Source organism: Stenotrophomonas sp. AC248 (assembly GCF_979258185.1).
Genome location: NZ_OZ409840.1, coordinates 1,599,008 through 1,617,187, shown reverse-complemented (window position 1 = coordinate 1,617,187; position 18,180 = coordinate 1,599,008). Strand labels below are relative to the sequence as shown.

The window sequence follows — 18,180 nt, the reverse complement described above, 5'->3', positions numbered from 1 at the left end:
GCGATTCTACTCCCGCAGCCGCGGGCTGTCGCGGTCCGCGATGACGCAGCCTGCCTTGGCAACCGCAGGCGCCGGGCCCGTAGGCGGGCGCGAAATTAGCAAAACTACTAACTCACCGGTAGACTGTGTGCCGGCATGCGTCACCGCAGCGCATGCACTCACAACGGCCCACGAGGCACGCACATGATCGATTTCTCCCCCGCCCAGCGCGGCGGCCTTCCGCCCTTGACCGGCACCCGCTGGCCGATCCGTTGCGGCCACGGCTTTTCCGCCGAGGAACTGGCGCAGCTGCGCGACGGCCTGTGGCCCCGCGCCAGCGACGATCGCTGGGCGGTGTGGCTGGACGGCACCACCCTGCGGTGCTGGCGCGCGCTGACCAGCGGCTGCATCTACGAAAGTGTGATTGTCATGGCCGACGATGGCAGCGGTACCGCCGTGGTCCTGGATGTGCTCGACGACCCGACGCAGTACCAGCGCGCCGGCACCGACAGCGGCGAACTGGAACGTTTTGAAGGCGTGGTGCGGTTGGCGCTGGCACAGGCACGCGCGGCCTGATCACCGGGCGGCGCTGCCGCCCTGCCCTGCCACGGCGGGCCGGACCGATCCGGCCGCTGGGCGACGCCCGCGCTAGGCGATCAGGTCGCCCGGCACCGCCGGGGCATCCTGCAGCCCGGCCATGGCCTGTTGCAGTTCGCGCATCCGGAACGGCTTCTGCAGGCCATGTCGCGCCCGGAAGTTCGGCGGGATGGCGGTGCCGTCGTAGCCGGTGACGAACATGTACGGGATGCCGCGCGCTTCCAGCGCTTCGGCAATCGGGAACGACGGCGTGCCGCCGAGGTTCACGTCAAGCATGGCGCAGTCGATGCCGCCCCCCTGCAGCGCCGCCAGTGCCGCATCGACATTGGGGGCCACCGCCGCCACTTCATAACCAAGTTCAATCAGACAGTCTTCGACCATCATCGCCACCAGCGATTCGTCTTCGACCACCAGTACGCGCGCCTTCATCGTTCAACCTCGTGTGCATCGTCAGGCAGGGGGATCGATACGCGGAAGGTGACGCCCTCCGGGTCAAAGGCCAGGTCCACGTTCCCCCCCATGTCATGTTTGAGCCCGCGTTCAAGTAGCCGCGATCCAAAGCCGCGCTGCGCCGGCGGCTGTACCTGCGGGCCACCGCGCTCGCGCCACACCAGCTCCAGCTCCTCGCCATCGCCACGGCGGTTGCGCTGCCAGGCAATCTGCACCGACCCGTCCGGCGTGGACAACGCACCGTGCCGGGCCGCGTTGGCACACAGCTCATGCAGTGCCATGGCCAGTGCCATCGCACGGCGCGGATCGAGCCGGCACGATTCGCCCTGCACGTCGAACTGCCGTGCATCAAACCGGCCCTGTGCGGCCAGCCCACGGGCCAGCTCGGCCACGTCTGCGCTGTGCCAGTTCTCGCGGGTCAGCACATCGTGCGCGCTGGCCAGGGCGAGCAGGCGCTCTTCGATCTTGCCGCAGGCGTCGTCGATGCCGTCGGCATTGGCGAAGGTCTGCCGCGCGATCGACTGCACCGTGGCCAGCGTGTTCTTGACCCGGTGATTCAATTCGTTGACCAGCAACTGCAGGTGCTCGGCGTGGCGGGTACGTTCGGTGATGTCGCGGGTACTGCCGGCAATGGCTTCCACCTGCCCGTCCGGCCCGAACACTGGCGTAAAGATGTAGTCGTACACGCGGGTGCCTTCGGTGGTATGCGGGAACGGCACCTCGCCACGTACGGGTCGCCTCGTGGCGATCACCTGCTCGATCTCGTCGTCATGCATGGCGGCATGCCAGGGCGCGTAGCCCAGTTCCAGGCAGGTCTTGCCCGCCGCCTCCTCCCAGCGCATGCCCCACATGTCCAGCAACGCCTTGTTGGCATAGATGAAGCGGTGCTGCAGATCGAAGACATACGACAGATCCGGCGTGGCCTGCAGGAGGGCCTCGTAGATGCGCCACTTCGCGGTGTCGTGTTCGTGTTCGTGCAGCACAGAGGGGCCATCCACAGTTGGATGAGAACCATAGGTGTACGCCTGTGAAAGACGGGTCAGCGCAGCAGGCGGGCGTTCATGGCTGCATCAGCCACCAAAGGAAGGCGCTTTTCCTTGAAGCAGCCCTTCCCTGCAGACGGGTAAAAAAGAAGCAAAAAAAAGCCCCTGAGCTTGCGCTCAAGGGCTTTTCTCACATCTGGCGGAGCGGGAGGGATTCGAACCCTCGATAGAGTTTTAAGCCCTATACTCCCTTAGCAGGGGAGCCCCTTCAGCCACTCGGGCACCGCTCCAGTGTTCTGGTTCCGCCGCTGCGTTGAATCATCTCAGCGGGGGCGCGAATAATAACGTTTTCCGCGCCCGAAGGTAAAGCCTTAATCCGAAGAATTTTCACTTCCGGATGCATTCGGCTCATCGCCGCGCTGGATACGCTGGTAAATCTCTTCGCGGTGCACGGCCACGTCCTTCGGAGCAGTGATACCGATACGCACCTGGTTGCCCTTGACGCCGAGCACGGTCACGCTGACCGAGTCACCGATCATCAGGGTTTCGCCTACGCGGCGAGTCAGGATCAACATTTTTGCAAGTCTCCAGGGAACCGGTGGATCTTCCCCACCGGCTCGGCGCCCAGCCAAGGAACGCCACACGACAAAGGGAAAGGATTAGCCATAGTACCGTCAGGCCTCCCGCCCCTTCAAGGAGCAGGAAGCTTCAGGTGTTCAGATACGTGGGGTGACCCAGTCGACAACGGCCGCAAGGGCAGAAGCAAGGGCGGGCCCGTCCTCGCCACCACCCTGGGCGAGATCCGGGCGGCCGCCGCCCTTGCCCCCGGTCTGACTGGCGATATGGGACAACAGTTCCCCGGCCTTGACCTTGCCCATTGCACTGCCGTTCACGCCGGCGACCAGGGCTGCCTTGCCGTCCTGGGTGCCGGCCAGCACGATCACCGAGTCGCCCAGCTGCTGCTTGAGGCGGTCGATTGCGTCACGAAGCGCCTTGGCATCGAAGCCTTCCAGGCGCGCGGCCAGGATCTTGATGCCGTTGACCTCGACCGCCAACGCGCCGAGATCGGCGGTGGCGCCCGCAGCCTGCTTGGCCTTCAATGCGTCCAGTTCGCGTTCCAGCTTCTTCTGGCGCTCACCGAGCTGGCGGATCTTGTCGACCACGTCGCCGGCGTTGCCGCCGAGCAGCGACGCCGCTTCGCCGAGCACGGCCTCTTCGTGGGCCACGTAATCCAGCGCGCCCTGCCCGGTCACCGCTTCAATGCGGCGCACACCCGAGGACACACCGCCTTCGGAGGTGATCTTGAACAGGCCGATGTCACCGGTGCGGCCCACGTGGGTGCCGCCGCACAGTTCGGTGGAGTAATCGCCCATCTTCAGCACGCGCACGTTCTCGCCATACTTCTCGCCGAACAGCGCCATCGCGCCGAAGTCCAGCGCTTCCTGCATGGCCATGTTGTGCACTTCGACGGCGTTGTTGGCGCGCACCTGCGCGTTGACCTTGCGCTCGACGACCGCCAGGTCCTCGGCGCTGATCGGGGCGAAGTGCGCGAAGTCGAAGCGCAGGCGGTCCGGCGCCACCAGCGAGCCCTTCTGCTGCACATGGGTGCCCAGCACTTCGCGCAGGGCGGCGTGCAGCAGGTGGGTGGCGGAGTGGTTGAGGATGGTGGCGCCACGGCGCTCGCCATCGACCTGGCCACGCAGCACATCGCCGACCTTCAGGCTGCCCTGGGTGATCGTGCCGACGTGGCCATGGAACTGGCCGGCGAACTTCTGGGTGTCGCTGACCTGTACCTGGCCGCCTGCACCGGCGAGTTCACCGGTGTCGCCGACCTGGCCGCCGGATTCGGCGTAGAACGGGGTCTGGTCGGTGATCACGATCACCTCGTCACCGGCCTGCGCCGCGTCCACCGGGCGACCGTCCTTGAGCATGGCGAGCACGGTCAAGCCGTCGGCCTGCAGGCGGTCGTAGCCCAGGAACACGGTTGGCGTGAGCGTGGCCACCAGGTCGGCGGACAGGGTCACGCCGCCGCCGAACTTGCCGGCGGCGCGCGCGGTTTCGCGCTGGTTGTCCATCGCGGCGTTGAAGCCGTCCATGTCCACCGTCATGTCGCGCTCGCGGGCGATGTCGGCGGTCAGGTCGACCGGGAAGCCGTAGGTGTCGTACAGGCGGAAGGCATCCACGCCCGGGATCACGCCGTCACTGACCTTGGCCGCCACGTCGTCGAAGATCTTCATGCCCGCGTCGAGAGTTTCAGCGAAACGCTCTTCCTCGGCCTGCAGCGCGCGCACCACGGTGTCGGCCTGGGCCGGCAGTTCCGGATAGGCCACGCCCATCTGCTCGACCAGGGTCGGCACCAGCTTGCTGAAGAACGGCTGGCGCACGCCCAGCATCCAGCCGTGGCGCAGCGCGCGACGAATGATCCGGCGCAGCACGTAGCCGCGGCCTTCGTTGGACGGCAGCACGCCATCGACGATCAGGAACGAACAGGCCCGGATATGGTCGGCGATGACACGCAGCGACTTGTTCTCCAGGTCGGCCATGCCGGTCAGTTCGCTGGCCTTGCGGATCAGCGCCTGGAACAGGTCGATTTCATAGTTGGTGTGCACGTGCTGCAGGATCGCGGCCAGGCGCTCCAGACCCATGCCGGTGTCCACGCAGGGCGCCGGCAGCGGCACCAGGGTGCCGTCGGGCTGGCGATCGAACTGCATGAACACCAGGTTCCAGATTTCGATGAAGCGGTCGCCGTCTTCGTCCGGCGAGCCCGGGGGGCCGCCGGCGATGTGGTCGCCGTGGTCATAGAAGATCTCGGTGCACGGGCCGCACGGGCCGGTTTCGGCCATCTGCCAGAAGTTGTCCGACGCGAACGGCGCACCCTTGTTGTCGCCGATGCGCACGATGCGCGCTTCCGGGATGCCGATCATGTCGCGCCACAGCGCATAGGCCTCGTCATCGGTCTGGTAGACCGTGACCAGCAGGCGCTCGGCCGGCAGCTTCCAGACCTGGGTCAGCAGCTCCCATGCCCAGGCGATGGCGTCCTTCTTGAAGTAGTCGCCGAAGGACCAGTTGCCCAGCATTTCGAAGAAGGTGTGGTGACGCGCGGTGTAGCCGACCTGGTCCAGGTCGTTGTGCTTGCCGCCGGCGCGCAGGCAGCGCTGGACGTCCGCGGCGCGCACGTAGCTGCGCTTTTCCGCGCCAAGGAACACGTCCTTGAACTGCACCATGCCGGAGTTGGTGAACAGCAGGGTCGGATCATTGCCCGGCACCAGAGGCGCCGACGGCACGATGGTGTGGCCCTTTCCCTTGAAGAACTCAAGGAAATCGCTGCGGATCTGGGAGGTAGTGAATGTGACGGATGCGTTCATGGGGGCTGGCTTTATGCGGGCCGGCCGGTCCATGGCACTCAGCCCCAATGGCCGGGTGTCGCTGCTGGACCGCCGAAACCACAAAGGGTATCAGGCCCGGGCCGCTCAGTCGTCAGGGTCGTAGCGGGTGGCACGCCGAATGGTGTCGCCGTCGAACCCGCGCCGGGCCAGCAGATCGGCCGCTTTACGGCGTTGCGGCAGCTCCTGGGGGCCGGCCTCGCCGAAACGACGGCAGACCAGATCCCGGGCATTTTCGGCCCAATCGCCCTCGAAGGTGTCCATGGCCAGCGCGATCTGTTCGCTGTCCAGCCCATGCGTGCCCAGTTCGGCACGGATATGGATCGGACCGTAGCCGGTGTTGGCCCGGATCCGGACCAGGTTCTCGGCGAACCGGGTGTCGTCCTGCCAGCCCGCCTCGCTCAGCTTGTCGACCGCCGCCACGGCGGCCTCGGTCTCGATGCCCCGGGCCTGCAGCTTGCGGGTCAGTTCCTTGCGCGAGTGCTCCCGACGCACCAGCAGCCCCAGCGCCCGTTGGACCGGGGTCTGTTCACTGACACGGCGTTTACGGCGGGGTGCCGGGCTGTCGGAATCCTGCATGGCCACCTTTACTCAATCAAATGCGCCGTCCTTGGCGCTCCCCCCGTCGGGGGAATACGGAAACCGCGGTGCAGGGCGAGCGTCACTGACGGCGCTGCCCTGCCCCGCAGGAAACTCACTCGACGTCGTCTTCCACGTCGTCCCCGCCTTCACGGGCGGCCTCTTCCGGCTGGAACTTCTCGCGCAGCTCGGCTTCCAGGCGCTGGGCGATCTGCGGGTTGTCGCGCAGGTAACCGCGGGCATTGTCCTTGCCCTGGCCGATGCGCTCATCGCCGTAGCTGTACCAGGCGCCGGCCTTCTCGACCAGCTTGGCTTCCACACCCATGTCGATCAGCTCGCCTTCGCGGCTGATGCCTTCGCCGTACAGGATCTCGGTGATGACCTGCTTGAAGGGAGGTGCCAGCTTGTTCTTGACGACCTTGATCTTGGTCTGGTTGCCGATGATCTCGTCACCCTTCTTGATCGCGCCGATGCGGCGGATGTCCAGGCGGACCGAGGCGTAGAACTTCAAGGCGTTGCCGCCGGTGGTCACTTCCGGGCTCTGGCCCGGCATCATCACGCCGATCTTGTGGCGCAGCTGGTTGATGAACACCACCAGGGTATTGGAGCGCTTGATGTTGCCGGTGAGCTTGCGCAGCGCCTGGCTCATCAGACGGGCCTGCAGGCCCGGCAGCTGGTCGCCCATTTCGCCTTCGATTTCGGCCTTGGGGGTCAGCGCGGCGACCGAGTCGACCACCACGATGTCCACCGAGCTGGACCGCACCAGCATGTCGGCGATTTCCAGCGCCTGCTCACCGGTATCGGGCTGCGACAGCAGCAGGTCGTCCACGTTCACGCCCAGCTTGGCGGCGTAGATCGGGTCCAGTGCATGCTCGGCGTCGATGAAGGCAGCGGTGCCGCCCTTCTTCTGGCATTCGGCAATGGCCTGCAGGGTCAGGGTGGTCTTGCCCGAGGATTCCGGACCGTAGATTTCAACGACACGCCCCTTGGGCAGGCCACCAATGCCGAGTGCGATATCCAGCATCAGCGAACCGGTGGGGATGACCTCGACCGCTTCGACGACGCGGTCGCCCATGCGCATCACGGCGCCCTTGCCGAACTGCTTTTCGATCTGGCTCAGCGCGGCGGTGAGGGCGCGCTTTTTGTTTTCGTCCATCGGAGTGGTCCTTGCAGAGGTCGTGTCGGTGGAGGTGCTGTCTTTGGAAGTCTTCTTGGCCATGGGTTCACTTTAAGGCTGGCGTATCGCACAGGCTGAGATTCTGCCCGGCGTTCGGAAAAAAATTATCGGACATCCGTACCAACCTCAGCGGAACCAGAGAATCGCCACAAAAGACCGTGCAGGTTTTACGTAGTAGAGGGGTCAGCGGTTCGGCCGCAGCAGGCCGCAATAGAGGCCTTCGATCGCGAAGTCCTGGTCGGGCAGCACTTCGATCGGCTTGTAATCGGGGTTGCGGGGCAGCAGCCGGATGCGGTCCTTGCCCATCTTGAGCAGCTTGACGGTGATCTCGTCATCGATGCGCGCCACCACGATCTGGCCCGAGCGGGCGTCGCGGGTGCGGTGCACGCCGATCAGGTCGCCGTCGAAGATGCCTTCGTCGATCATCGAATCGCCCTGCACCTTGAGCAGGTAATCCGGCGCAGGCGAGAAGAACACCCGGTCGAGCACCACGAAATCGTCGGACCCGATGTCCGCGCCGATCGGCAGACCGGCAGCGACCCGGCCCAGCACCGGCAGGCGCAGCACGTGGTCGGGCAATGCGGGCACCGACAGCGAGGCCGGCAGGCCGTCCTGCAGCGGCGGCGCCTGCACCAGCCGGATGCCGCGGGCCTGCCCGGGAATGCGACGGATCGCCCCGGCCTGCTCCAGCGCTTCCAGGTGGTACTGGGCCGCGCGCACGCCCTTGAAGCCGAACGCGCGGGCGATTTCCGTCTGCGACGGCGGTGCGCCATCGGTCTCTATACGCTCGGCGATCAACTGCAGGATCGCCTGCTGGGTATCGGTCAGGTCCATGGTTAGTAGTATTACTACTAACGATGTGGGCACGCAAGTGCCCACAGAAGAAGAGCAAGCAGAGGCAGGACCATCCCACCCTCACCGAAGCCCTCAGCAGTTCGTAGCCACCGACCGTTGGTCGGTGACCGCGCGAACGCGCGGCCATGCATGGCGGCGAGGTTTCTTGTCGGCTTCGGCTCGGTTTCCGGGGTTTAGGGTGTGCAATCCCAAGGATCAGAGGTTCATGACGCCCGAAACGGAGAGCAGCCACCCATGGGGTGGCTCTACCGGGCGGGGTCTGATGTGCGGCAAGCGCGTGTGGACGAACCTGATCTGTGTTGGCTGGACCGGTAGCCACCGACCGTTGGTCGGTGACCGCGCGAACGCGCGGCCATGCATGGCGGCGCGGATCTTTGTCGGCTTCGACTGTGTTTCCGGGGTTTGGCGTGTGCAATCCCATGGGTCAGGGATTCATGACGCCGAAACGGAGAGCAGCCACCCATGGGGTGGCTCTACCGGGCGGTGTCTGATCCTTCGGCAAGCGCGTGTGGGCGAACCAGATCTGTGTTGGCTGGGCCGGTAGCCGCCGACCGTTGGTCGGTGGCCGCGATCAGGCGTTCATGGTCGGCGAAGGAAGGGCGGCGACGTAGCTGGAGGGTCATGAGGGCGGCCAGGTAGAGCAGCCGACCAACGGTCGGCTCTACGTGCAATCTGCCGCGTTGGCGGCAGATTGCGGGATCCTTCGGATCCCAGCGGCAAGAACCCTACGGGTTCTTGCCGCTGCGCCAGATCGAAAACAGTATCCACACGCCACAGAAACCCGCGCCGATGAAGCCGGCCACGCCCAGCGCCAGCAGCCAGCGGCTGGAGACGCCGCCTACGCTGTGCATGACGATGGAGGAGCCGATGATCAGCGCGGCGGTCACGATGCCCATCACCAGCCGGTTGGCGGCGCGGTTGACCTGGTCGCCGAAGCCTTGCAGCGCGGTGGTTTCTACTTTCAGCTGCAGGCGCCCGCGGCGCGCCATCTGCAGCAGGCGGCGGACGTCGCGCGGCAGGTCGCCGAGCAGGTCCATCACCCCGACCAGGCTGCGCTTGCCGCGTTTGAGCACCGCGCCGGGGGCGTAGCGCTGCCACATCACCCGTTCCAGGTAGGGCCGCGCCGCACTGGCCATGTCGAACTGCGGGTCGAGCTGGCGGCCCATGCCCTCCAGGGTCAGGAAGGTCTTGATCATCAGCGCCAGATCGGCCGGCAGGGTCAGCGAGTACTGGCGCAGCAGCGTGGTGATGTTGCCCAGCATCAGGCCCATGTGCAGGTCCTTGAGCGGCACGCCACGGTACTGGTCGACGAAGGTGCTGATGTCCTGCTGCAGCCGCGATTCGTCCACATCCACGCCACCGGCCCAGTCCAGCAGCACGTCCGAGACCGCTTCGGGCTCCTGGCTGACCAGCCCGTGCAGCAGCTGCGCGACCTGGAAGCGACGCTGCTCGGAAATGGCGCCGACCATGCCGAAATCGATCACGCCGATCCGCCCGTCGCGCAGGTAAATGATGTTGCCCGGGTGCGGGTCGGCATGGAAACACCCGTCCTCCAGCACCATCTTGAGCACGATGTGGGCGCCACGACGCGCCAGCTGCACGCGGTCCAGGCCGGCCGCGTCGACGCCGACCAGGTCGCGCCCGGGAATGCCATCCACGAAGTCCTGCACGTTCAGGCTTTCGCAGGTCCACTGCCAGTGCACGTTGGGTATCAGGATGTCCTGGCGCCCCTGGAAGTTGCGGGCGATGCGCTCGGCGTTGCGGCATTCGGCAGCGAAATCCAGCTCGCGACGCAGCGACACCTGGAACTGCTGCACCACTTCGGCCGGGCGGTAGCGCTGCAGGTCCGGCAGGCGCGCTTCGACGATCTCGGCCAGCCGGGCCAGCAGGCGCAGGTCGGCCTCGATCACTTCGCGGATGCCGGGCCGGCGGATCTTCAGCACGACCGCGGTGCCATCGTGCAGGGTTGCGCGATGGGCCTGGGCCAGCGAGGCGGCCGCCATCGGGGTTTCATCCAGCCACGCGAATACCTCGGTGGCTGGCGCGCCCAGGTCGGCTTCCAGCTGCTCGCGCACCTGCGCGTAGGGCAGCGCGGGCACGGCGTTCTGCAGTTCGGAGAATTCGGCGATCCAGTCGGGCGGGAACAGATCCACGCGGGTGGCCAGCACCTGCCCGAGCTTGACGAAGGTGGGGCCCAGGTCCTCCATTGCGCGACGCACCCGCACCGGGGCGGTCATGCGCAGCATCTCCGTGTCGTTCCAGTGCAGCAGGCGCCCGGCGCGTTCCAGCACGTCGGCCAAGCCGATCCGGCGCACCAGGTCGCCAAAGCCATAGCGGATCAGGACCGAGGCGATTTCCTGCAATCGCCCCAGGTCGCGCACGGTGCCCAGCGTTTCCCACATCGGTACAGCTCCTGTCGACGCACGCGCTCAGGATGTCACACCGGGGCGAAAATTCCCGTCAGTGCCTGCTGCACGGTCTGGCGGCGGATGGCATCGCGGTCGCCATCGAACTGGAACAGCTGCGCCCGGGCGTAACCGCCGCGTTGCTTCCAGCCGATCCAGACGCTGCCCACCGGTTTGTCCGGGCTGCCGCCGCCGGGGCCGGCAATGCCGGTCACGGCCACGGCCATGCCGGCGCCGGAATTGATCAACGCGCCGGAGACCATTTCCAGCACCGTTTCACGGCTGACCGCGCCGAACTGTTCCAGGGTGTGTGCGCGCACGCCGAGCAGCCGCTGCTTGGCCTCGTAGCTGTAGACCACCATGCCGCAATCGAAGAACGCCGACGAGCCGGCCACGTCGGTCATCGCCTTGGCGATCCAGCCGCCGCTGCAGCTTTCGGCGCTGACCAGTTGCAGGGCAGCCTGCTGCAGGCGCTGGCCGACATCACGGGCGAGGACGCCGAGTTCGGCATCGGTGGGGACGTGCATGGGGATCCTGGAACGGGGGACGAATGCCCCCGTTTTAGCCGATATCGACGGCGGTGTCGTGTGCGGGGCGTGCGGCGCAGTGTCGCGACCGGTGCCGACGGACGGCGGATGCATGTAGAGCCGGGCTCTGCCCGGCTTGAAGGTGTCGAAAAGCCGGGCAGAGCCCGGCGCTACGAATCGCGAACTGCCGGGCAGAGCCCGGCGCTACGAATCGCGAACTGCCGGGCAGAGCCCGGCTCTACGGATCGCGAACAGCCGGGCAGAGCCCGGCGCTACGGGCGTGGGCGCCGGCCGGGGCTACCACTCCGGCAGCTTTTCCGGCAGCAGGGCGCGGATCGGTTCGCCGCCCTCGCCCGCCGCCAGTTTCTCGGCCTCGGCGATGGGCAGGTCGACATCCAGCAGCCAGCCGTCTTCGTCGGCCTGTTCGCTGCGCACCACTTCCAGCTGGTGCAGGCGCGAGCGCAGCCGGCCGGCACTGGGCGGCAGCCGCAGTTCGCCGGTGACATGCTGCAGGCCCAGCCGCTTGCCCAGTACGGACTGCAGCAGCGGCAGGCCAAGCCCGTCGCGCGCGGAAATCCAGACCCGCTCACGGCGCGCCTCATCGGGGATGCCGTCCTGCGCGTCGTGACGCACGTCGGCACCGTCGATGCGGTCGATCTTGTTGAAGACCAGCAGCTGCGGCAGATCCCCTGCACCGACGTCGGCCAGTACTTCGTCGACCTGGGCGATGCGCTCCTCGCGGTGCGGATCGGCCGCATCGACGATGTGCAGCAGGAAATCCGCTTCGCGCGCTTCGCTCAGGGTCGAGCGGAACGCAGCCACCAGTTCATGCGGCAGGTCGCGCACGAAGCCGACGGTGTCGGCCAGCACGACACTGCCACCGGGCACGATGATGCGGCGCACGGTCGGGTCGAGGGTGGCAAACAGCTTGTCGGCGGCATATGCCTCGGCACCGGTCAGCGCATTGAACAGCGTCGACTTGCCCGCATTGGTGTAGCCCACCAGGGCCACGCGCGGCAACTCGCTGCGCACGCGCGCGCGGCGCATCTGGGTGCGCTGCACTTCCACTTTTTCCAGCTTCTTCTGCAGCTGCTCGACCCGCTTCTGGAGCAGGCGGCGGTCGGTTTCCAGCTGGGTTTCACCCGGGCCGCGCAGGCCGATGGAACCGCCGCGCTGACGCTCCAGATGGGTCCAGCCGCGGATCAGCCGGGTGGACATGTGGCGCAACTGCGCCAGCTCGACCTGCAGCTTGCCTTCGTGGCTGCGCGCACGCTGGGCGAATATGTCCAGAATCAACCCGGAACGGTCGATCACGCGCCGTTCCAGGAAGCGTTCGAGGTTGCGTTCCTGCCCCGGCGACAGCGCATGGTTGACCAGGATCAGGTCGGCGCCGGTGGCATCGGCCACGGCTTTCACCTCGTCCAGCTTGCCGGTGCCGATCAGGATCGACGGATTGGGCCGATCGATGCGCGCGGTCACGGTCGCCGCGATGCTGGCCCCTGCCGAGCGGGCCAGATCGGTGAACTCTTCAAGCACATCGTCTTCGAGCCGGCCGGAATGCGGCTGGATCAGGAGTGCGTGTTCGCCTCGCTTGGAACGGTCAAACACGCAGTTCTCCGAAAATACCGAACGTATTACTCAACGTCGTCTTCACCTTGGACGCCTTCGGCGCCACCTTCATTGGACTGCACATAGCCGCCGCCCGGGCCGACCCGCACGTTGCGTGCCGGTACCACGGTCGAAATGGCGTGCTTGTACACCATCTGGCTCACCGTATTACGCAGCAGCACCACGAACTGATCGAACGATTCAATCGTTCCCTGCAGCTTGATGCCGTTGACCAGATACACCGAAACCGGCACGCGCTCGCGCCGAAGTGCATTGAGAAACGGGTCCTGCAGCGATTGCCCCTTGGACATTGCCAACTCCTGATTATTGTTTTTATGGTCTTCCGGCAGTTCCACGCCCCCCGCCGCCCACCGGAATCCTTGATGGTACACGGGCCGGAGGGGAGAAGGCGTGGAGTCAGCGTGCGACGAAGGTCGACACCGCGTCTGCCAGGGAAGCCTTATCCAGATGGGGGTCGAACCAGCGCACATCAAGCTCGCCGCGCAGCCAGGTCAGCTGGCGCTTGGCCAGCTGGCGGGTGGCCTGGATGCCCCGGTCGCGGAACTGGCTGGCACTGCCCTGCCCGTCCAGGAATTCCCAGGCCTGGCGATAACCGACCGCGCGGATGGCCGGCAGGTCCAGCGGCGCCGCCACCCGGGTCATCTCCGGCAGGGCGCGCAGGGCGCGGACCTCGTCCAGGAAGCCGTGGGCCAGCATGGCGTCGAAGCGGGTCTCGATGCGCTGATGCAGGACGCTGCGCTCGCGCGGGGCCAGCACCAGTTTGAGGGTACGCACCGGCAGGCGATCCACGCCGGGCAGCTTCTGCCATTCGCTGATCGGGGTGCCGCTCAGCCGGTACACCTCCAGCGCACGCTGGATGCGCTGGGGATCGGTCGCGTGAATGCGCGCCGCGGCCACCGGGTCGATGCCGGCCAGTTCGGCGTGCAGCGCCGCCCAGCCCTCGGCGGCCGCCTGTTCGGCAATCCGCGCGCGGGTGTCGGGATCGGCCGGTGGCATCGGCGACAGCCCCTGCAGCAGCGCACGGAAATACAGCCCGGTGCCGCCGGCCAGGACCGGCATGCGGCCACGGGCGACGATGTCGGCGACGGCGCGCGCGGCATCGGCGGCGAACTCGGCCGCTGAATAGGTCTGCCATGGATCGCGCAGGTCCAGCAGGTGGTGCGGGGCCTGCGCGCGCTCGGCCGCATCCGGCTTGGCCGACCCGATCTCCAGGCCGCGGTAGACCAGCGCCGAATCGACGCTGACAATCTCGCCGCCCAGCTGTTGGGCCAGTGCGATCGCGGTGGCGGTCTTGCCCGACGCCGTCGGGCCCATCACCGCGATCGCCAGCGGACGCTGGTCTGCGCCCATCAGGCGTCGTCCGGCCAGCGCGGCATCGCCGGGGCGGCGTCCACGCGCGGCATCGGCACCGCGTCCACCGCCGCCCATACCTTGAGTGCGTCGACCGTGGCAGCCACGTCGTGCACGCGCAGCAGCATCGCACCGCGCTGGGCGGCAATCAGGTGCGCGGCCACCGAGCCGGCCACGCGGTCGCGCGGCTGCTCGCGGCCGGTCAGCTCGCCGATGCTGCGCTTGCGCGACAGGCCCGCCAGCATCGGCACGCCGAGATCGAGGAACCGCGCCGAGCGTGCCAGCAAGGTCATGTTGTGTTCGGTGGTCTTGCCGAAGCCGAAGCCCAGGTCGATGACCAGGTGCTTCTTGGCCACACCGGCCATCTCGGCCTGGAACATGCGCTCGGTCAGGAAGCGATGCACCTCGGCCACCACGTCGTGGTAGTGCGGGGTGTCCTGCATGCTGCCCGGCTCGCCCTGCATGTGCATCAGCACCACGGGCACGCCGAGGTCGGCGGCCGCGTCCAGCGCACCGGGCTGACGCAAGGCATGGATGTCGTTGATCATGCCGGCGCCAGCGGCCACGGCGGCACGCATCACCGCCGGCTTGAAGGTGTCGATGCTGATCGGCACAGCGGTTTCCGCTGCCAACCGCTCGATCACCGGGATCACCCGGCGCAGCTCTTCTTCCACCGGCACCGGCGCACTGCCGGGACGGGTGGATTCGCCCCCGATGTCCAGCAGGTCGGCACCCTCGGCCACCAACTGCAGGCCATGCGCGACCGCCGCCTCCACGGTGTCGTGGGCGCCGCCGTCGGAGAACGAATCCGGGGTGACGTTGACGATGCCCATCACGCGCGGGCGGTCCAGTCGCAGCACGCGGCCGCCGCAATCGAGCTGGGGGAAATGTCGAACATGGGCAGGTCCACGGAATACGCCAGCGCGTAGTTTACGCCGGCCCATCGCCACCAGCCCGGGACGCCTCGCTCAGCGTTGCTGGCGGCGCTTGCGATCCACGTACAGCGTCTTGGCAATGCTCAGCAGGATGCCCAACGCGATACCGATGCCCGCGCCCAGCAGGAAGTTGTCGCGGAACAGGCCGATGCCCACGCCCACCACCGTGGCGATCACCATTTCGGCGGTGTGCGACACCGGGGTCGGGGGCGGGATGGACATGGCAGCTCCGGAACGGACGACGAAAACGAGGGCGCCATTATGGCGCGGAAACGACGAAGGCCGGGTTGCCCCGGCCTTCGTCATTCACATCACTGCCTGCTTACAGCTGCTCGGCAGGACCGGCGATCGGCGGCACCGGACGGGCGTCGCCGCCCTTGTCGTTGTTGCTGCCGTTGCCACCGTCTTTGTTGGACTTTTCCCAGCCCATCGGCGGCGGCGGATCGCGACCTTCCATGACCGCATCGATCTGCGGCACGTCGATCGTCTCGTACTGCAGCAGCAGCTGCGACATGGTGTGCAGCTTGTCGAGGTTGGCGGTCAGCAGCTCGGTGGTCCGGGCGTAGGCCTTGTCCAGGATGCTGCGCACCACTTCATCGATGCGGCGCGCGGTGTCGTCGGAGACGCTCTTGTGCTGGGTCACCGAACGGCCCAGGAACACTTCATCGTCTTCCTCGCCGTAGGCGATCGGACCCAGCTCGTCGGACAGGCCCCACTTGGTGACCATGTTGCGGGCCATCTTGGTGGCGCGCTCGATGTCGTTGGACGCACCGGTGGTGACCTTGTCGGTACCGAAGATCAGCTCTTCGGCCACACGACCGCCGTACAGCGAGCACAGCTGCGATTCGATCGCCACGCGGTTCATCGAGTACTTGTCGCCTTCCGGCAGGTACATGGTCACGCCCAGCGCGCGACCGCGCGGGATGATGGTGACCTTGTAGACCGGATCATGCTCGGGCACCAGGCGGCCGACGATGGCATGGCCGGCTTCGTGGTAGGCGGTGAGCGTCTTTTCTTCTTCGCTCATCGCCATTGAACGGCGCTCGGCACCCATCAGGATCTTGTCGCGGGCACGGTCGAAGTGGTCCATGCGGACTTCCTTCTCGCCACCACGCGCGGCGAACAGCGCCGCCTCGTTGCACAGGTTGGCCAGGTCCGCACCGGAGAAGCCGGGGGTACCGCGCGCGATCACCATCGGCTCGACGTCGTCGGCCAGCGGCAGCTTGCGCATGTGCACCTTGAGGATCTGCTCGCGGCCGCGCACGTCGGCCAGGCCCACCACGACCTGGCGGTCGAAGCGACCCGGACGCAGCAGCGCCGGATCCAGCACGTCGGGACGGTTGGTGGCGGCGATGACGATCACGCCCTCGCCTCCCTCGAAGCCGTCCATCTCGACCAGCAGCTGGTTCAGGGTCTGCTCGCGTTCGTCATGACCGCCGCCCAGGCCGGCACCACGGTGGCGACCAACGGCGTCGATTTCATCGATGAAGATGATGCACGGCGCCTGCTTCTTGGCCTGCTCGAACATGTCGCGGACGCGGCTGGCGCCGACGCCGACGAACATTTCCACGAAATCCGAACCGGAGATCGAGAAGAACGGGACCTTGGCCTCGCCGGCGATGGCGCGGGCCAGCAGGGTCTTGCCGGTACCGGGCGGACCGACCATCAGCACGCCGCGCGGGATCTTGCCGCCCAGCTTGGTGAACTTGGTCGGGTCGCGCAGGAAGTCGACCAGTTCGCCGACTTCTTCCTTGGCTTCGTCGCAGCCGGCGACGTCGGCGAAGGTGACCTTGATCTGGTCCTCGCCCTGCAGCTTGGCGCGCGACTTGCCGAAGGACATGGCGCCCTTGGAGCCGCCACCGCCGCCCTGCATCTGCCGCATGATGAACAACCAGAAGCCGATGATCAAAATCACCGGGAGGAAGTTCATCAGGATGGCGCCCAGCGAGATGCCGCTGGACGGCTCTTCCTGGACGATTTCCACGTTCTTGCCGCGCAGCACGTTGATCAGGTCACGATCGTAGGGCGCGGTGATGGTGGCCGACTGGCCGCCACGGGTGGTGTAGGAAAGCTGGCTGGTGCCGCCGCGCACGTCACCGGCAAAGGTGACCTTCTGTACGTTGCCGCTGTCCACCTGGTCCAGGAACTGCGAATAGGTCGCGCCCTGGGCTCCCGCGCCGCTGCTCTTGGGCGAGAAGCTCTGGAAGACCACCATCAGCACCACGGCGACGACCACCCATAGCAGGAGGTTCTTGGTCAAGTCGTTCATCCTCATTGGCTCCGGTGTTCCTCTAATTCCTGACGCGATTCGTATGGTTGAGCTTACTTGATCTGCGCGCGTTTGCCCTGCCCCAAGGCATACACCTCGGGAGAGCGCTTGCGGGACGCTTCCGGCTTGCGGATGGCGACCTTGTCGTACCGGCGGCGCATCTCGCGCACGTAGTCGTCAAAGCCCACGCCCTGGAACAGCTTGATCAGGAACGCACCACCCGGCTTGAGATGGTTGTCGGCAAATTCCAACGCCAACTCCGCCAGGTGCATCATCCGCGGCTGGTCGACCGCGTCCATGCCACTTTTATTGGGGGCCATATCCGACAGAACAAGGTCTACCGGCTGATCCCCCAGCATCGCTTCAAACTCCGATAGGACGGTTTGCTCCCTGAAGTCTCCGTGAAGGAACTCCACGCCGGCCAGCGGCGGCATCTCCAGGATGTCCAGGGCCAGAACCCGGCCGGTGTCGCCGATCTGCCGGCGCACCTGCTGGGACCAGCCGCCGGGGGCCGCGCCCAGGTCGACTACCACCATGTGCGGCTTCAGCAACCGGTCACGCGCGAGCAGCTCCTCCAGCTTGTAAGCGGCGCGCGAGCGCATGCCCTCTGCCTGCGCCTTCTTCACGAAGGGGTCGGAAAAGTGTTCTTTCAACCAGCGTTGACTGCTCTTGCTGCGCGATACCATTGGTAATAGGGCCGGAACGGGTGGTCATGATACCCTGATCGCCCCAGTTAACCGCTTGTTCCTGAATGTCTATTGCCCTGACCTCTGCCCAGACCCGCTTCCTCCGCGGCCATGCCCATGATCTGAAAGCCCTGCTGCAGATCGGCGGCAAGGGGGTCACGCCGGCCTTCCTGGCCGAACTGGAGGAAGTTCTGGAACGCCACGAACTGATCAAGGTGAAGGTGGCCGCCGAAGACCGCGATGCCCGTGACGCCATGATCGCCGAACTGACCACCGCCTCTGGCGCCGCGCTGGTGCAGCGCATCGGCCATGTGGCCGTGCTGTACCGCCCGAGCAAGGAAATGCGCCAGATCGTGCTGCCGCGCGGCTGATCCGG

Annotated in this window: 18 protein-coding genes and 1 tRNA gene; 2 read left to right on the top strand and 17 right to left on the bottom strand. The window is 66.5% G+C overall.

The features are described from left to right. Positions 1 to 183 precede the first annotated feature (183 nt). Positions 184 to 555, top strand: a complete 372-nt coding sequence (locus ACZ0AE_RS07410; protein ID WP_038689112.1) for a hypothetical protein — start codon at positions 184 to 186, stop codon at positions 553 to 555. 72 nt (positions 556 to 627) lie between these two features. Here the strand turns inward: ACZ0AE_RS07410 and ACZ0AE_RS07405 are convergent, their stop codons facing one another. From ACZ0AE_RS07405 to rlmE, 17 genes are all read right to left on the bottom strand, one after another. After that, positions 628 to 1,005 (bottom strand): response regulator, encoded by a 378-nt coding sequence (locus ACZ0AE_RS07405; protein WP_038689114.1) that lies wholly within the window; start codon positions 1,003 to 1,005, stop codon positions 628 to 630. Further along, positions 1,002 to 2,006, bottom strand: a complete 1,005-nt coding sequence (locus ACZ0AE_RS07400) for a sensor histidine kinase (RefSeq protein WP_463602071.1) — start codon at positions 2,004 to 2,006, stop codon at positions 1,002 to 1,004. Before ACZ0AE_RS07400 ends, ACZ0AE_RS07405 begins: the two co-directional genes overlap by 4 nt. 200 nt (positions 2,007 to 2,206) lie before the next feature. Continuing rightward, positions 2,207 to 2,299, bottom strand: a tRNA-Ser gene (locus ACZ0AE_RS07395). A gap of 81 nt (positions 2,300 to 2,380) precedes the next feature. Further along, positions 2,381 to 2,584 (bottom strand): carbon storage regulator CsrA, encoded by a 204-nt coding sequence (csrA, locus tag ACZ0AE_RS07390; RefSeq protein WP_019183311.1) that lies wholly within the window; start codon positions 2,582 to 2,584, stop codon positions 2,381 to 2,383. A gap of 141 nt (positions 2,585 to 2,725) precedes the next feature. Then, the gene (gene alaS / locus ACZ0AE_RS07385) at positions 2,726 to 5,374 is read right to left on the bottom strand and encodes an alanine--tRNA ligase (protein ID WP_463600723.1); all 2,649 of its coding nucleotides are present in this window, start codon (positions 5,372 to 5,374) and stop codon (positions 2,726 to 2,728) included. 105 nt (positions 5,375 to 5,479) lie between these two features. Further along, positions 5,480 to 5,971 carry a recombination regulator RecX gene (recX, locus tag ACZ0AE_RS07380; RefSeq protein WP_313424594.1) on the bottom strand — a complete coding sequence of 164 codons (492 nt, stop codon included), beginning with the start codon at positions 5,969 to 5,971 and terminating at the stop codon, positions 5,480 to 5,482. A gap of 115 nt (positions 5,972 to 6,086) precedes the next feature. Then, positions 6,087 to 7,127, bottom strand: a complete 1,041-nt coding sequence (recA, locus tag ACZ0AE_RS07375) for a recombinase RecA (RefSeq protein WP_038689120.1) — start codon at positions 7,125 to 7,127, stop codon at positions 6,087 to 6,089. 204 nt (positions 7,128 to 7,331) lie between these two features. Further along, complete coding sequence (gene lexA / locus ACZ0AE_RS07370; protein ID WP_128096926.1) at positions 7,332 to 7,982, bottom strand: transcriptional repressor LexA; 651 nt, start codon at positions 7,980 to 7,982, stop codon at positions 7,332 to 7,334. Between the two features lie 746 nt (positions 7,983 to 8,728). Further along, positions 8,729 to 10,405 (bottom strand): 2-polyprenylphenol 6-hydroxylase, encoded by a 1,677-nt coding sequence (ubiB, locus tag ACZ0AE_RS07365; RefSeq protein ID WP_038689124.1) that lies wholly within the window; start codon positions 10,403 to 10,405, stop codon positions 8,729 to 8,731. A gap of 35 nt (positions 10,406 to 10,440) precedes the next feature. Next, the gene (locus tag ACZ0AE_RS07360; RefSeq protein WP_137189137.1) at positions 10,441 to 10,935 is read right to left on the bottom strand and encodes a CinA family protein; all 495 of its coding nucleotides are present in this window, start codon (positions 10,933 to 10,935) and stop codon (positions 10,441 to 10,443) included. 297 nt (positions 10,936 to 11,232) lie between these two features. Then, entirely contained in the window at positions 11,233 to 12,543 is a 1,311-nt protein-coding gene (gene hflX, locus ACZ0AE_RS07355) for a ribosome rescue GTPase HflX (RefSeq protein ID WP_038689128.1), read from the bottom strand. Between the two features lie 26 nt (positions 12,544 to 12,569). Next, positions 12,570 to 12,854 carry an RNA chaperone Hfq gene (gene hfq, locus ACZ0AE_RS07350; RefSeq protein ID WP_137190031.1) on the bottom strand — a complete coding sequence of 95 codons (285 nt, stop codon included), beginning with the start codon at positions 12,852 to 12,854 and terminating at the stop codon, positions 12,570 to 12,572. Between the two features lie 106 nt (positions 12,855 to 12,960). Next, positions 12,961 to 13,914 (bottom strand): tRNA (adenosine(37)-N6)-dimethylallyltransferase MiaA, encoded by a 954-nt coding sequence (gene miaA / locus ACZ0AE_RS07345; protein ID WP_463602070.1) that lies wholly within the window; start codon positions 13,912 to 13,914, stop codon positions 12,961 to 12,963. Further along, positions 13,914 to 14,858 carry a dihydropteroate synthase gene (gene folP, locus ACZ0AE_RS07340; protein WP_463600722.1) on the bottom strand — a complete coding sequence of 315 codons (945 nt, stop codon included), beginning with the start codon at positions 14,856 to 14,858 and terminating at the stop codon, positions 13,914 to 13,916. Before folP ends, miaA begins: the two co-directional genes overlap by 1 nt. Before the next feature lie 24 nt (positions 14,859 to 14,882). Next, the gene (locus ACZ0AE_RS07335; protein WP_038689133.1) at positions 14,883 to 15,071 is read right to left on the bottom strand and encodes a hypothetical protein; all 189 of its coding nucleotides are present in this window, start codon (positions 15,069 to 15,071) and stop codon (positions 14,883 to 14,885) included. A 100-nt stretch (positions 15,072 to 15,171) separates the two neighbouring features. Beyond that, on the bottom strand, positions 15,172 to 17,118 hold the full coding sequence (ftsH, locus tag ACZ0AE_RS07330) for an ATP-dependent zinc metalloprotease FtsH (RefSeq protein ID WP_038689135.1): 1,947 nt from the start codon (positions 17,116 to 17,118) through the stop codon (positions 15,172 to 15,174). Between the two features lie 53 nt (positions 17,119 to 17,171). Next, positions 17,172 to 17,804, bottom strand: coding sequence for a 23S rRNA (uridine(2552)-2'-O)-methyltransferase RlmE (gene rlmE / locus ACZ0AE_RS07325; protein WP_038689137.1), 633 nt, complete (start codon positions 17,802 to 17,804; stop codon positions 17,172 to 17,174). 65 nt (positions 17,805 to 17,869) lie between these two features. On the opposite strand from rlmE, the gene yhbY reads away from it, so the two are divergent. Further along, positions 17,870 to 18,175 (top strand): ribosome assembly RNA-binding protein YhbY, encoded by a 306-nt coding sequence (gene yhbY, locus ACZ0AE_RS07320; protein WP_038689139.1) that lies wholly within the window; start codon positions 17,870 to 17,872, stop codon positions 18,173 to 18,175. Positions 18,176 to 18,180 lie beyond the last annotated feature (5 nt).